Genomic DNA, 14,516 nt, shown 5'->3' on the forward strand with positions numbered 1-14,516 from the left:
CTACAGGTAGGCCTTCCGAACGCGTCCGTCACCCCGCCCCTTTTGTCGCGAGGACCTTCGCAGCCCTGATCAGTATTCGCGGCGGATCTCGCCCGAGCCGCTGATCTCGCTGGTCACCGTCTTGGGTTCGGTGCGCAGCTCGACGTCGCCGCTGCCGGAGATGTCGATCTTGGCCTTGTTGGTGGCGAACAGGGCGCCGCCGCCGCTGCCCGAGACGTCGAACACCGCGTCCATGGCCTTCAGGTCGGTCAGATTGACGTAGCCCGAGCCCGAATTGTCCACCGCGACGGTCTCGACCCGGCCGGCGGCCTCGACGTCGCCGCTGCCGCTGACCGACACGGCCAAGGCCGGGTGGTCGTACTTGCGGACTTCCAGGTCGCCCGAACCGCGGACGTCGAACTTGGTGACGTCCGGGGCGATGACCGTGATCTTCACCCGATCGGAGTCGCTTTCGACATGCACGCCGAACGCATTGATCGTGATGCTGTCGTGGTCGACGCCGTCGTTGTCGGCCAGGGTGATGCGGCCGCCGTCGACGCGCAGGCGGTCGATGTAGCTCCTGGGGCCCGAGGCGACGATCTTGGCCTCGGCGCCCTGGACGAAGACCACGTCGACCGGCAGGTCGATGATCAGCTCGTCCTTGCCCGTCCAGGCGAAGGTGCGGTCGACGCTGGGCTCGGCGTGCCGGCCCCGGACGAAGTGCCGTCCGGTGCGGACCACCTTGCCGTTCTCGCGGATGACGATGGTCTCGTCATGCTCCAGCGGCAGGGTCCAGCCATTCTTGAGAATGTCGGGGCCGGCGAGAGCCGCCACCCCGGCGAAGCAGCCGACGGCGAGCACGAAGCTGGCCCCGGCGACGATGAGCGTATTGCGGATCAACATTGTCCCCTCCTAATGCCGCTCAGGCTTGGTCCATGGCCGGCTTCAACAGCCGGAAGTGAAGGCGGGCGTACCAGACGACCGCGTTGAAGACCCCGACGGTGGCCAGGGTCAGCAGGGCGCCGAGGCACGTGGCCACGCCCATCATGCCCAGCCCCGCCAGGAACGCGGTGAGCGGTCCGCCGGGCGGTCCGGTCAGCGGGCCGGCGGCGAAGACGAAGCCGCCCGCGATGAAGATGGTCACGACCGCGACCAGCATCCCGAACAGGACGCCCAGCACGCCCATCAGCAGGGGCAGCAGGAACATCACGTCCAGGGCCCCCAGGCCCAGCAGGGCCAGGACGGCGGCCAGGGCGTTGGAGGGATTCTTCTTCTCCTCCCACTGCTTGAGACCGTTCTCGGCGCGCAGTTCGCGGGCCAGGCGGTCGGGATCGCCGAGGGCCGCCGCCGTTTCGGCCTCGCTGCGGCCGGCGGCTTGCGCGTCGGCGAAGTGCGCCTCGTGATCGGCGACGATGTCGGCGATGGTGGTCACCGGCAGGCCGGCGAGACCCCGACGCAGGCGGGTGATGAACTCGGCGCGGTTCATGCGGCGGCTCCCACGATGTCGTTGACCGCTCGCGAGAACGCCGACCATTCGGCCTTCTGCTGCTCCAGGCTTTGGCGCCCGGCGGTGGTCAAGCGGTAGTATTTGCGCGGCGGACCACTCTGGCTTTCCACCAGGTAGGTCTCGACCAGCCCATCCGACTGCATGCGGCGCATCAGCGGATAGATCGTCCCTTCCCCCATATCGATGTCCCTCGTCAGCCTGCTGGCGATCTCGTAGGCGTAGCTGTCGGCGTGCGAGAGCAGGGCCAGCACGCACAGCGCCAGCACGCCTTTCTTCAGTTGGATTTCAATCGTTTCCGGCACGGCGTCCTTGCCTCCGTTGATGCTCTCTTCTACCGCCAGGTACTGAGTGGTGCAAGGTACCTACTTATGAACGATACGTAATGATCCGGACGGACGTTTTTGGGCTTGATGAGAATGGTTCTCGACTGGAGCGGCCCTGGGCCGGGATAACGGGCAATCCCATGCCGCGCGCGTGGTCTCTGGCGCTTGGCAACCGCTAGGGATGCGCGTATGCAGCCTCCGGACCGATCCTTGGGCGGGCTGCCGTCGACGCGCGATTCTACGAGCGCGTAGTCGATTGTGGGGCGCTCTGGGATCGTAATATGCAAGTCGGCGTGGCGCGGCCTTGATCGGGCTCAAACCGCCGCCGAAATGGGCCGTGAGGGATATGAAGGCGCAATTTTCGGGGATTCGGCGGATCATGACGGGCGCGTCCGCCCTCGCCGCCACGATGATGTTCGCGGGGAACGCCCTCGCCGAGGATCTGCTGGGCCAGCCGACGCCGGGAGCGATCGATCTTCAGCCGGCCGCCTCGGTCCTGAAGCACGACGCGATCCGCTTCCACAACCTGGTGCTGATGCCGATCATCACGGCCATCACCCTGCTGGTCCTGGGCCTGCTGATCTGGATCATCGTTCGCTATAACAAGAAAGCGAACCCGGTCCCGGCGAAGTTCAGCCACAACACCACGATCGAGATCATCTGGACGGTCGTCCCGGTGCTGATCCTGATGCTGATCGCGATCTTCTCGTTCCGCCTGCTGTTCGCCTACAACAACATGCCCAAGCCCTACATGACCGTGAAGGCCACGGGCTATCAGTGGTACTGGGGCTACGAGTACCCGGACCAGAAGATCAGCGAGATCGTGTCGCTGCCGCTCACCAAGGAGCAGGCCGACGCCAAGAAGGTCCCGTACCTGCTGGCAGCCGACAAGGCGATGGTCGTCCCGGTGGGCCAGGTGGTCCGCGTCCAGGTCACCGGCGCCGACGTGATCCACGCCTTCGCCCTTCCGGCCTTCGGTCTGAAGATCGACGCCATCCCGGGCCGCCTGAACGAAACCTGGTTCAAGGCCGAGAAGACCGGCGTCTACTACGGCCAGTGCTCGGAGCTCTGCGGCGTCGACCACTCGAACATGCCGATCGAGATCCAGGTGGTCTCGCAGGGCGAGTTCGACGCCTGGGTCAAGGAAAAGGTGGCGCCGCCGGCTCCGGCCGCCGCCGTGACCCCCGCTTCGGCTCCCGCCGCCGCTCCCGCTTCCGCTCCGGCCGCGGCTCCCGCCGCGCCGGCGGCCTAAGATACGATCGTAGGATAGAAGTCCGATGGCTCACGCCGCAGACACTCACGACGCGCACGGCGGTCACGACGACGCCGACCACAAGCCGCCCTTCATCGCCCGCTGGTTCTTCTCGACGAACCACAAGGACATCGGCACGCTGTACATCCTGTTCGCCATCATGGCGGGCATCGTCGGCGGCGCCCTGTCGGGCCTGATCCGCTGGGAGCTGATGGAGCCGGGCATCCAGGTGTTCTCCGACACCGGCATGCTGGCGCAGATGGGCATCTTCAAGGGGAAGCACGGCTATAACGCCGTGGTCACCGCCCACGCCCTGATCATGATCTTCTTCATGGTCATGCCCGCCATGATCGGCGGCTTCGGCAACTGGTTCGTCCCGATCATGATCGGCGCGCCGGACATGGCCTTCCCGCGGATGAACAACATCTCGTTCTGGCTGCTGGTCGCCGCTTGGGTCCTGCTGGTCACCTCGATGTTCGTCGACGGCGGCCCGGGCCATGGCTTCGGCGGCGGCTGGACGATCTATCCGCCGCTCTCGACCATCGGCCACAAGGGCCCGGCCATGGATCTGGCGATCCTGTCGCTCCACCTGGCCGGCGCGAGCTCGATCCTGGGCGCGATCAACTTCATCACCACGATCTTCAACATGCGCGCGCCGGGCATGACCCTGCACCGCATGCCGCTGTTCGCCTGGTCGGTGCTGATCACCGCCTTCCTGCTGCTGCTGTCGCTGCCCGTCCTGGCCGGCGCCATCACCATGCTGCTGACCGACCGCAACTTCGGCACCCACTTCTTCGACCCGGCCGCCGGCGGCGACCCCGTCATGTTCCAGCACCTGTTCTGGTTCTTCGGTCACCCGGAAGTGTACATCCTGATCCTGCCTGGGTTCGGCATCATCAGCCACATCGTCTCGACCTTCTCCAAGAAGCCGGTCTTCGGCTACCTGGCTATGGCCTACGCCATGGTCGCCATCGGCTTCGTCGGCTTCGTCGTGTGGGCGCACCACATGTACACCGTCGGCATGAGCATCAACCTGCGCGCCTACTTCGTGGCCGCCACGATGATCATCGCCGTCCCGACGGGCGTGAAGATCTTCAGCTGGATCGCCACGATGTGGGGCGGTTCGCTGGACTTCAAGACGCCCATGCTGTGGGCGATGGGCTTCATCTTCCTGTTCACCGTCGGCGGCGTGACCGGCGTGGTCCTGTCGAACGCCGGCATCGACTACAGCCTGCACGACACCTACTACGTGGTGGCCCACTTCCACTACGTGCTGTCGCTGGGCGCCGTCTTCGCCATCTTCGCGGGCTTCTACTACTGGTTCGAGAAGATGTGGGGCGTGAAGTACAACGAGTTCCTCGGCTGCGCCCACTTCTGGGTGATGTTCGTCGGCGTGAACCTGATCTTCTTCCCGCAGCACTTCCTCGGCCTGCAAGGCATGCCGCGTCGCTACGTCGACTATCCGGACGCCTTCACGAAGTGGAACTACGTCTCGACGGTCGGTTACATGATCACCGTGGTCGCCGTCGGCATCTTCATGATCATGCTGCTGGAAGCCGCGATCCGTCGCCGCCCGGCGGAAGCCAACCCGTGGGGCGAAGGCGCCACGACGCTGGAATGGACCCTGTCCTCGCCGCCGCCGTTCCACCAGTTCAGCGAACCGCCGGTGATCAAGGAAGACGGCCACCACTAAGGCCGGCTTCGCTAAAGCCGGGCTTCCGGGTTTGACCTGAAGCAAAAAGGGGCGCGGTCGGGATCCTTAAGGGTCCGGGCCGCGCCCTTCGACCATTCAAGACCGATATGTTCACCCCGATGTCGAAGACCCTCGCCATGACCCCGGAGACCGTTCAGCCCGATACGACGCGGCCCGATCTGACTCAGGCCGCGCGCTGGCAGGACTACTTCCAGCTGATGAAGCCGCGCGTCATGTCGCTGGTGGTGTTCACGGGCCTGACCGGCCTGCTGGCCGCCCGCGCGCCGATCCATCCGGTCCTGGGCGCCATCGCGGTGCTGTGCATCGCCGTCGGGGCCGGCGCCTCGGGCGCGCTGAACATGTGGTACGACGCCGACATCGACCAGCAGATGCGCCGCACGCGCGGCCGTCCGGTCCCGGCCGGCAAGGTCAAGGGCGAGGAAGCCGCCTCGCTGGGCGTGGTGCTCTCGATCCTGTCGGTGATGTTCCTGGGCTTCGCGATCAACTGGTTCGCAGCCGCCCTGCTGGCCTTCACCATCGTCTTCTACGCCGTCGTCTACACGATGTGGCTCAAGCGCTGGACCGCGCAGAACATCGTCATCGGCGGCCTGGCCGGCGCTCTGCCGCCGGCCATCGGCTGGGCCGCCGCCACGGGCTCGGCGCCGCTGAACGCCTGGCTGATGGTGGCCATCATCTTCTTCTGGACCCCGCCGCACTTCTGGGCGCTGTCGCTTTACGTCACCACCGACTACGCCAAGGCCGGCGTGCCGATGCTGCCGGTGGTCAAGGGCGCCAAGGAGACCCGCAAACAGATCCTGATCTACAGCCTGATCCTGATCCCGATCTGCCTGGCGCCGGTGCTGACCGGCCTGGGCGGCCCGATCTATCTTGCGGTGGCCGGCCTTGGCGGCGCGGTGTTCCTGATCCTCGCCTGGCGCGTCTTCGCCAGCAAGGCCGGAGACGCGGCCGATCCGCGCGTGGCCGACCGGGCCCTCTACGACGTCACCGAGGACGAGAAGGCCGCCGGCGCGAAAGCCGCCCGCAATCTGTTCGCCTTCTCGATCCTCTATCTCTTTGCGATGTTCGCCGCCCTGCTGGGCGAAGCCGTGTCGGGCGTCCACGCCCTGGAGCTGCTCAAGTGAATCAACCCGTCGACAACCAAACGTCCAGGGACGTCGCCAAGAAGGCGCGGGACGGGCGCAATATCGCGCTCGGCCTGGGCCTCGTGGCCTTCGTCATCATGGTCTTCGTCGTCACCCTCGTGAGGCTCGGCGCCAATGTCGCCCACCCGCACCCCTAAGCCGCGCCCGTCCAAGGCGGACCTGACCCCGCAGGAGCAGGCCGCGCGCCGTAACGGCAAGGTGGCCCTGATCTGCGCCGCCGCCTTCTTCGGCATGATCGGCGCGGCCTATGCGGCCGTCCCGCTGTATAAGCTGTTCTGCCAGGCGACGGGCTTCGACGGCACGGTCCGCAAGGCCGAGGCCAAGCCGGACAAGATCCTCGACCGCAAGGTCACCATCCGCTTCGACGCCAATATCCGCGAGCTGCCCTGGAAATTCCAGGCGGTGCAGTCCAGCCAGGACGTGCGGATCGGCGAGACGGGCCTGGCCTTCTTCAAGGTCACCAACCCCAGCGACAAGCCGATGACCGGCCGGGCGCTCTACAACGTGGTGCCGGAATCGGCGGGGCCGTATTTCCAGAAACTGGAGTGCTTCTGCTTCTCCAGCCAGACGATCCAGCCCCACCAGACGGTGGAGTTCCCGGTCGTCTACTTCGTGGATCCGCAATACGTGAAGGATCCCGAGACTGTCGGAAAGAACGAGATCACGCTCAGCTACACGTTCTTCCCCGCCGTCGATGACGGCAAGAAGACCAAAGTTGCCGCGGCGGCGACGCCTCGCATCGTGGAACCCCTTGGCGGCGCACCGTCGAGAGGGCTATAGCGTTCACAACGACCACGGCGCGGGGGACCAGCGACCGTGATCAGAGGGATATAAGGGTTAGCAGCAACATGGCCGGCGCCGTCAAACACGACTACCACATCCTTCCGCCCAGCCCGTGGCCCTTCGTGGGCTCGGCCGCAGCCACCGTCATGGCCATCGGCCTGATCGGCTGGATCAAGGGCGGCGTCCTCGGCATCGAGAAGGGCAACTGGGCCATCTTCGCCGCCGGCATCGCGGGCGTGCTCTACACCATGTTCGGCTGGTGGTCGGACGTGGCCAAGGAAGCCAAGGCCGGCGACCACACCCCGGTCGTCTCGATCGGCCTGCGCTACGGCATGATCCTGTTCATCGCCTCGGAAGTGATGTTCTTCGTGGCGTGGTTCTGGATGTTCTTCGAGATGGCGCTGTTCCATCATCACCGCACCCTGTCGGCGATCGAGGAAGTCCGCACCGCCTGGGCCACCTGGCCGCCCGCCGGCGTCGAGACCGTCTCGCCCTGGCACCTGCCGCTGGTCAACACCCTGACCCTGCTGCTCTCGGGCACGACGGTCACCTGGGCGCACCACGCGCTGCAGGTCGGCGACCGCAAGGGCGCCAAGTGGGGCCTGATCCTGACCATCCTGCTGGGCGTTCTGTTCACGACCATCCAGATCTACGAGTACAGCCACATCAACCACGAGAAGCTGTTCTACTCGGAAGCGGCCGCGAACTCGGGCCTCTATGGCTCGACCTTCTTCCTGGCCACCGGCTTCCACGGCTTCCACGTGTTCGTCGGCACCCTGTTCCTGCTGGTCTGCCTGATCCGCCTGCTGAACGGCGCCTTCACGCCCAAACAGCACTTCGGCTTCGAAGCGGCGGCCTGGTACTGGCACTTCGTGGACGTGGTCTGGCTGTTCCTGTTCGCGTTCATCTACGTGATCTTCGGGGCCTCGCCCCACTAGAGCCCTCATGAGAGGGCTCTAGCCTCAAAGTTTGAGCGCGGCGACGCGCTCGGGGGTCGCAAGATCCTGAGGGGCCCGGAGCGCGGATCAGCGTTCCGGGCCTTTTTCGTTTCGGAGGCCCGCACTCATGACCCCTTCTTCCGCCCACAAGACCAATCCCTACGCCGCCGGTGCGCGCGGCCTCTGCCCCAACTGCGGGGAAGGCCATCTGTTCACGGGCTTCCTCAAGGTCGCCCCGACCTGCGAGGCCTGCGGCTTCGACCTGGGCAAGTTCGAGACCGGCGACGGCGCGGCGACCTTCGTCATCCTGATCGCCGGATCGGTCTGCGCCTTCGGGGCGCTGTTCTCGATGTTCGCCTGGAACTGGCCGATCTGGGCGCTGCTGATCGTCTGGCTGCCCGCGGTCGTGATCATCAGTCTGGGCCTGATGCGCCCCGCCAAGGGGCTGATGGTCGCCGCCCAGGTCGCCCACAAGGCCTCCGAGGCGGGGCGCGACCATGTCTGAGCCCCAAGCCGGCAAACCTGGTTTTCCGGTCGGCCTGACGATCGCCACACTGATCGCCTTCGCCATTCTCTGCGGCCTGGGCGCCTGGCAGGTCCAGCGCCTGCATTGGAAGCAAGGCGTCTTGGCGCGGATCGAGGCCCTGAAGACGGCGCCGGCCTTGCCGCTGATCCAGGTGCTGACGGCCGAGGCCCGGGTCGAGGACCTGGCCTGGACGCGGGTGAGCGTCGACTGCGGCGACGTCGCCGGCCCGCCGCTGCCGCTGGTCTATGGCGTTCGCGACGGCGACGTCGTCTGGCGCGCCCAAGCCCCCTGCGCCGTCCTGGCCGGTCCCTACAACATGCTCCTGGCGGACCGAGGCGTCGTTCCGGCCCTGACGGGTCAGGTCGCGCCGCCGCCGCGGACTTTTGACGCGCCGCGGCATGTCGTCGGCGTGCTGATGCCGATCAAGCAGCTAGGCGGCGACCGGGTCGAGGTCCTGAAGCGCTTTCCTGGCCGCCAGCCCGCGCCGCTGGTGCTGATGGCCGAGAGCGAGACCCCCGCGCCAGCCGGAATCACCCCTGCGCCGCTGCCGGCAGAAATTTCCAATCGGCACCTGGAATACGCCCTGACGTGGTTCGGTCTTGCCGTCACCCTGCTGTTTATCTATGCCGCCATGCTCTGGCGGAGATTGAAACCCTGATGCGCTATGTGTCGACCCGCGGCCAGTCCGCGCCCATCGGCTTCCTGGATGCGGTGCTGGCCGGCCTGGCCCCCGACGGCGGCCTGTACGTGCCCAACGCGTGGCCCAGCTTCTCGGCGGCCGAGATCGCGGGCTTCGCGGGCAAGCCCTATGCCGAGGTGGCCGCCGCCGTGGTCGGCAAGTTCGTCGGCGACGACATCCCGGCCGAAGACCTTCTCAACATGTGCGAAGAGGCCTACGCCACCTTCGCCCACACCGCCGTGACGCCGCTGAAGCAGCTGACTCCGAACCGCTACCTGCTGGAGCTGTTCCATGGCCCGACCCTGGCGTTCAAGGACGTCGCGATGCAGCTGCTGGGCCGGCTGTACGACTACGTGCTGGAACGCCAGTCGCGGAAGATGACCATCATCTGCGCCACCTCGGGCGACACGGGCGGCGCGGCCGTCGAGGCGTTCCGGGGCCGCAAGAACGCCCGCATCGTCGCCCTCTTCCCGGAAGGCCGCATCAGCGAGGTGCAGCGCCGGTTCATGACCACGGCCGTCGACGCCAACGTGGCCTGCATCTCGGTGCTCGGCTCGTTCGACGACTGCCAGGCCATCGTCAAGCAGGCCTTCCAGGATGACCAGTTCCGCCACGCGGTCGATCTGTCGGGCGTCAACTCGATCAACTGGGCGCGGATCGCGGCCCAGAGCGTCTACTATTTCACCTCGGCCGTCGCCCTGGGCGCTCCGAACCGTGAAGTGGCCTTCGTGGTGCCCACGGGGAATTTCGGCGACGCCTACGCCGCCTTCGTGGCCAAGAAGCTGGGCCTGCCGATCCACTCGGTGACCGCCGCCACCAATTCCAATGACATCTTGGCGCGCGCCATCGAGACCGGCCGCTATGCGCGCGGCGCCGTGGCCGCGACCCAGAGCCCGGCCATGGACATCCAGGTCGCCAGCAACTTCGAGCGCCTCTATTTCGAAGCCGTCCGCCGCGACGGCACCGAGACCGGCCGCGCCTTCCGCGCCTTCGCCGACACGGGTCTGCTGGACATCCCGCCGGGCGCCCACGCCTGGATGCGCGAGCTGTTCCGCGGCGCCTCAGTCAGCGAGGCCGACACGGCCAAGACCATGCTCTCGACCCTGAACGAGACCGGCGAGGTCATCGATCCGCACACCGCCGTCGGCCTGGCCGCCGCGCGGGGCGTGGATGTCCCGGTCTCGGTCCCGGTGGTGGTGCTGTCGACCGCTCATCCGGCCAAGTTCCCCGAAGCGGTCCAAGCCGCCACGGGCCTGCTGCCCTCGACCCCGCGCGCCACGCCTGACCTGTCGAAGAAGCCGGAGAAGTTCGAGCGCTTGCCGGCCGACGGCGCGGCGGTGAAGGCCTTCGTGCGCACCTTCGCGGCGAATACCTGAGCCTGGGCTAGTGTTTAGGCGCGCGAGCGCCTAGATACCGCCGCTCATGACCACGATCCTCCGCACCCTGCCCAATGGCGTTCGCGTCGTCTGTGACCCGATGCCGGGTCTTGAAACCCTGGCCCTTTCCGTCGTCGCGGGGCGCGGGGCGGCCTATGAGGATCCGGCGCGGTCGGGCTGGTCGCACCTCTTGGAGCACATGGTGTTCAAGGGCGCGGGCGGCCGTTCGGCCCGCGACATCGTCGAGGTCATCGAGAATCAGGGCGGCTCGATCAACGCCGCCACCGGCTATGAGCGCACCAGTTTCCAGGTCCGGGCGCTGAAGGGCGGACTGGACCTGGGCATGGACGTCATCGCCGACCTGGTCCGCCGCCCGACGCTCGATCCCGCCGATCTGACCCGCGAGAAGCAGGTCGTCGCCCAGGAGATCGCCGAGGCCGCCGACGCCCCCGACGATTATGTCTTCGACCTGATCCAGCGCGCCAGCTGGGGCGACCACCCGGTGGGCCGTCCGATCCTGGGCAGTGACGCGACGGTCGAAGCGGCGACGGTTGAGGCCCTGTCCGACTGGCGCGGCCAGCTCTACGCCGCCGACCGTCTGGTGATCAGCGCCACGGGCGCGGTCGACGAGGCCGAGCTGATGGCCGCCGCCGAGCGCGCGTTCGGCGATCTGCCGTCGACGCTCGGCGCGCCCGCGCCGCCGCCGGCGGCCTTCATCGGCGGCCCTCAGGCCGAGACCCGCAAGCTGGAGCAGGCGCATCTGGTGTTCATGCTGCCGGCCTGCGGCGCGCGCGAGCGGGACTATTTCGCCCTGCGCATCTTCGCCGAGACCCTGGGCGGCGGCATGTCTTCGCGTCTGTTCCAGGAAGCCCGCGAGAAGCGGGGCCTAGCCTACAATATCGACGCCTATGCCGACACCTACGCCGACCACGGGGCGCTGGGCGTCTATGCCGGTTGCGCGGCCGGCGACGCGGTCGAGACCGCCAAGGTCTGCGCCGAGGAACTGGTCAAGCTGGTCGAGCGCATCGACGACGCCGAACTGGCCCGCGCCAAGGCTCAGCTGAAGGCGCACATGTTCATGGCCCGCGAGCAGCCGCTGTCGCGCGCGGAGCAGGGGGCCGGGCAGGTCCTGCTGTTCGACCGCCTCTATCCGACATCGGAGCTCGCGGCCGAGGTCGACGCGGTGACCCCCGCCGACGTCGCGCGCCTGGGTCGGCGCCTCTTGGCCGGTCAGGCCGCCACCGCCGTGCTCGGCGCCAAGTCGGCGCTGAAGGCCGGCGAGGCGTTCAGCAAGGCGTTGTCCTCCAAGGCCTGACATTGGAAGGTGAGGGCGTGATTCAGACCGAGCGTTGTCCTTGTCCGCCCTGCTCCCATTCCTGAAGACCCGCCCCCGTCTCCAGTTGGAGGGTCGCGCCGTCTATCTGCGGCCGCCGCTTCCGCGGGACCATCACGCCTGGGCGGCCCTGCGCGCCAAGTCCCGTTCCTTTCTCGAGCCCTGGGAGCCGACCTGGCCCGAGCACGACCTGACCCGCGCCGCCTTTCGGGCCCGACTCGCCGCCTATGCCCGCGAATTGGAGCTGGGGGAGGCGTATCCGTTCTTCATCTTCCGTCGGTCCGATGACGTTCTGGTCGGCGCCGTGCGACTTTTCCACGTGCGACGTGGCGTCGCTCAGACAGGCTCGATTGGATATTGGATAGGTCAGTCCTTTACGCGGCAAGGCCTGATGAGCGACGCCGTTCAGGCGGTGATCCGCTTTGCTTTCACGGGTCTGGGCCTCCACAGACTTGAAGCCGCGTGCATGCCGCAGAACGCCGCCTCGGCCGCCCTGTTATTGAAATGTGGGTTTTCCGAGGAAGGATATGCGCCCGCTTATTTGAAAATTAACGGCGGTTGGCGAGATCATCGTTTGTTCGGCATGGTCGCGCCCGAGTAGCGCCGCGGCCCGACCGACGAGTTTTTGGGACGGGCATGTCTTTCAAGGCCACTGAACGACGGATCTGGGACACGACCGCCACGCTCGAGGCGTTGGGCGCGGCCGATGTCGCGCTGTGGATCTGGGAGCCCGAAGCCGATCGCCTGCGCCTGAACGGCGCCGCCCGCGCTCTGGGCCTGGGGCCGCTGGCCCCTGAGTGTTCTTCCGCCGCCTTCCGGGCGCTCGCCTTGCCCCAGGACCGCGCCCAGGCCGAGGAAGTTCTCAAGATGCGCGAGCCGGGCTGCGAGGTCGTCGCCCGCTTTCGTGTGCGCGGCGGCGAGACCTGCCTGTGGCGGGGCGTGTGGCTGGAGGAGGGCGTTCGCGCCGCCGGCGTCGTCGCCCCCGAAACGAAATTCTCGGCCTCGGAGCGCTGCGAGCTCACGGGCCTGCTGGATCGCCGCAGTTTCATCGCCCGCGCCCGCGAGCGCCTGCATCAGGACGGGGTTCACGAGTTGGTCGTCGCCGACCTGGATCGCTTGCGCCGCCTGAATGAGGCCCTTGGCCATGAGCGCGCCGACCTTGTTCTGGCCGCCCTCGGTTCGCGCCTGGCCGCCTCGTTCCCGGGCGACGCCCTGCTGGGCCGCATCGGCGAGGACGAGTTCGCCGTGCTGTGCGCGCCCAAGGGCTACGAGCCGGCCGAGATGCTGCGCTCGGCTCTGGAGCAGCCGCTGCGCGTGGCCGGGTTCGACATCCATCCGACCCTGTCGATCGGGGCGGTCTCCGCCGAAGGCGGTCTGGACGCGCCGGACGCCTGCGAACTGCTGCGTCGCGCTGAACTGGCCGTCGAGGCCGCCGCCGCCGCGGGCCGTGGCGGGGCCGCCGCCTACGGCCGTTCTATGGAAACCGACGGCCTCTCGCGTCTGGCCCTGGAGGCCGACCTGCGCGGCGCCATCGCTCGGGGCGAGATCAAGCCGTACTTCCAGCCCGTGGTACGCCTGTCGACCGGGGCCTTGTCGGGCTTCGAGGCCCTGGCCCGCTGGATCCACCCGCGCCGGGGCATGCTGCCGCCGGACGAGTTCCTGCCGCTGATCGAAGAGATGGGGCTGATGAGCGAGCTCGGGGCGCACATGATGCACACCGCCGCCAAGCAGCTGGCCACGTGGCGCGACAGCCATCCGGCGATGGGCGCCCTGACCGTCAGCGTCAACCTGTCGACCGGCGAGATCGACCGTCCCGGCCTTGTCACCGATGTGGCCGAGACCTTGCGCGTCAATCGCCTGCCGCGCGGCGCCCTGAAGCTGGAAGTGACCGAAAGCGACATCATGCGCGACCCCGAGCGGGCCGCCGTGATCCTGAAGACCCTGCGCGACGCCGGCGCCGGCCTGGCGCTGGATGATTTCGGCACGGGCTTCTCGTCGCTGTCCTATCTGACCCGGCTGCCGTTCGACACGCTGAAGATCGACCGCTACTTCGTCCGGACCATGGGCTCCAACGCCGGCTCGGCCAAGATCGTGCGCTCGGTCGTCAAGCTGGGCCAGGATCTGGATCTCGAAGTCGTGGCCGAGGGCGTCGAGAACGCCGAGATGGCCCACGCCCTGCAGTCGCTGGGCTGCGACTATGGCCAGGGCTTCGGCTATGCTCCGGCGCTGTCGCCGCAGGAAGCCGAGGTCTACCTCAACGAAGCCTATGTCGATGGCGCCGCGCCGGTGAAGGCGCGCGGCTAGGCCCGGCCCGCCGTCGCCGACAGGTGGTCGGCGGTGATCCCCAGTTTGGCTAGGGCCCGCGTCCACTTGTGTTCGTGGTCCTCGTCGAACAGCAGGTCCTCGTCGGCGTCGCAGATCAGCCAGACATTGTCGCGCAGCTCCTGTTCCAGCTGTCCGGGACCCCAGCCGGCATAGCCGAGCGCCAGGATCGCCCTGCGCGGGCGATTGGCGCTGGCCATGGCGTCCAGGACGTCGCGGGTGGCGGTCAGGCCCAGGCCGTCGGCCACCGGCAGGGTCGAGTCCGGCGAGGTGAAGTCGTCGGTGTGCAAGACAAAGCCGCGCTCGCGTTCCAGAGGCCCGCCTAGCAACACAAGATCGCTCGGAGCCTGGATCCGCGACTTCACGCCCAGGCGCGCCAGCAGTTCGAACACGGTCAGGCCTTCCACCGGACGGTTGACCGCCAGACCCATGGCCTGCTCCTCGTCATGGGCGCACAGATAGAGCACGGCGCGCTCGAAGCGCGGGTCCTCGATGCCGGGCATGGCCACCAGGAGCCGTCCGATCAGGAAATCGCCGTCCTCGTCGTCATGGGGCTCTTCGTCGATGAAGCTGTCCATGAGATAGAGCATTGGCCTTCGTCGCGACGGTTTCAAGTCGTCGAACGTTTCAAAGCGTGCTTGG

16 protein-coding genes are annotated in these 14,516 nt (G+C 67.4%); 12 read left to right on the plus strand and 4 right to left on the minus strand.

All coding sequences use genetic code 11. The features are described from left to right. Positions 1 to 69 precede the first annotated feature (69 nt). The 3 genes from EIK80_RS00555 to EIK80_RS00565 are packed head-to-tail and all read right to left on the minus strand — an operon-like array spanning position 70 to position 1,788. Positions 70 to 882: a GIN domain-containing protein gene (locus tag EIK80_RS00555; protein ID WP_125155026.1), complete on the minus strand. Its 813-nt coding sequence runs from the start codon at positions 880 to 882 to the stop codon at positions 70 to 72. A gap of 19 nt (positions 883 to 901) precedes the next feature. Then, positions 902 to 1,465 carry a DUF1700 domain-containing protein gene (locus EIK80_RS00560; RefSeq protein ID WP_125155027.1) on the minus strand — a complete coding sequence of 188 codons (564 nt, stop codon included), beginning with the start codon at positions 1,463 to 1,465 and terminating at the stop codon, positions 902 to 904. Next, complete coding sequence (locus EIK80_RS00565) at positions 1,462 to 1,788, minus strand: PadR family transcriptional regulator (RefSeq protein WP_125155028.1); 327 nt, start codon at positions 1,786 to 1,788, stop codon at positions 1,462 to 1,464. Before EIK80_RS00565 ends, EIK80_RS00560 begins: the two co-directional genes overlap by 4 nt. Before the next feature lie 367 nt (positions 1,789 to 2,155). Here EIK80_RS00565 and coxB point away from each other — a divergent pair, with 367 nt between their 5' ends. The 12 genes from coxB (at position 2,156) to EIK80_RS00620 (ending at position 13,856) form a co-directional block, all read left to right on the plus strand. Continuing rightward, positions 2,156 to 3,061, plus strand: a complete 906-nt coding sequence (gene coxB, locus EIK80_RS00570) for a cytochrome c oxidase subunit II (protein WP_125155029.1) — start codon at positions 2,156 to 2,158, stop codon at positions 3,059 to 3,061. Between the two features lie 25 nt (positions 3,062 to 3,086). Beyond that, a complete protein-coding gene (gene ctaD, locus EIK80_RS00575) occupies positions 3,087 to 4,754 on the plus strand; it encodes a cytochrome c oxidase subunit I (protein WP_125155030.1) in 1,668 nt (555 codons plus the stop codon). A gap of 119 nt (positions 4,755 to 4,873) precedes the next feature. Continuing rightward, positions 4,874 to 5,896, plus strand: coding sequence for a heme o synthase (gene cyoE, locus EIK80_RS00580; protein WP_125155810.1), 1,023 nt, complete (start codon positions 4,874 to 4,876; stop codon positions 5,894 to 5,896). Continuing rightward, positions 5,893 to 6,054 carry a hypothetical protein gene (locus EIK80_RS26295; RefSeq protein WP_199743331.1) on the plus strand — a complete coding sequence of 54 codons (162 nt, stop codon included), beginning with the start codon at positions 5,893 to 5,895 and terminating at the stop codon, positions 6,052 to 6,054. Before cyoE ends, EIK80_RS26295 begins: the two co-directional genes overlap by 4 nt. Beyond that, positions 6,032 to 6,697 carry a cytochrome c oxidase assembly protein gene (locus tag EIK80_RS00585; protein ID WP_125155031.1) on the plus strand — a complete coding sequence of 222 codons (666 nt, stop codon included), beginning with the start codon at positions 6,032 to 6,034 and terminating at the stop codon, positions 6,695 to 6,697. The genes EIK80_RS26295 and EIK80_RS00585 overlap by 23 nt, the downstream gene beginning before the upstream one ends. Before the next feature lie 68 nt (positions 6,698 to 6,765). Next, positions 6,766 to 7,638, plus strand: a complete 873-nt coding sequence (locus EIK80_RS00590; RefSeq protein WP_125155032.1) for a cytochrome c oxidase subunit 3 — start codon at positions 6,766 to 6,768, stop codon at positions 7,636 to 7,638. A gap of 127 nt (positions 7,639 to 7,765) precedes the next feature. Further along, complete coding sequence (locus EIK80_RS00595) at positions 7,766 to 8,143, plus strand: DUF983 domain-containing protein (protein WP_125155033.1); 378 nt, start codon at positions 7,766 to 7,768, stop codon at positions 8,141 to 8,143. After that, positions 8,136 to 8,822, plus strand: a complete 687-nt coding sequence (locus tag EIK80_RS00600; RefSeq protein ID WP_125155034.1) for an SURF1 family protein — start codon at positions 8,136 to 8,138, stop codon at positions 8,820 to 8,822. The genes EIK80_RS00595 and EIK80_RS00600 overlap by 8 nt, the downstream gene beginning before the upstream one ends. After that, complete coding sequence (gene thrC, locus EIK80_RS00605) at positions 8,822 to 10,219, plus strand: threonine synthase (RefSeq protein WP_125155035.1); 1,398 nt, start codon at positions 8,822 to 8,824, stop codon at positions 10,217 to 10,219. The genes EIK80_RS00600 and thrC overlap by 1 nt, the downstream gene beginning before the upstream one ends. Positions 10,220 to 10,265: 46 nt before the next feature. Beyond that, the gene (locus tag EIK80_RS00610; RefSeq protein ID WP_125155036.1) at positions 10,266 to 11,534 is read left to right on the plus strand and encodes a pitrilysin family protein; all 1,269 of its coding nucleotides are present in this window, start codon (positions 10,266 to 10,268) and stop codon (positions 11,532 to 11,534) included. Positions 11,535 to 11,574: 40 nt separating this feature from the next. Continuing rightward, complete coding sequence (locus tag EIK80_RS00615; RefSeq protein WP_125155037.1) at positions 11,575 to 12,153, plus strand: GNAT family N-acetyltransferase; 579 nt, start codon at positions 11,575 to 11,577, stop codon at positions 12,151 to 12,153. Positions 12,154 to 12,188: 35 nt separating this feature from the next. Further along, positions 12,189 to 13,856 (plus strand): bifunctional diguanylate cyclase/phosphodiesterase, encoded by a 1,668-nt coding sequence (locus EIK80_RS00620; protein ID WP_125155038.1) that lies wholly within the window; start codon positions 12,189 to 12,191, stop codon positions 13,854 to 13,856. On the opposite strand, the gene EIK80_RS00625 is transcribed toward EIK80_RS00620, so the two are convergent. Further along, positions 13,853 to 14,452: a YqgE/AlgH family protein gene (locus tag EIK80_RS00625; protein WP_125155811.1), complete on the minus strand. Its 600-nt coding sequence runs from the start codon at positions 14,450 to 14,452 to the stop codon at positions 13,853 to 13,855. The genes EIK80_RS00620 and EIK80_RS00625 overlap by 4 nt on opposite strands. Positions 14,453 to 14,516: the final 64 nt, after the last annotated feature.

The sequence above is a fragment of the Caulobacter sp. 602-1 genome (genome assembly GCF_003931565.1).
In the GTDB taxonomy this organism is placed as follows: Bacteria; Pseudomonadota; Alphaproteobacteria; order Caulobacterales; family Caulobacteraceae; genus Caulobacter.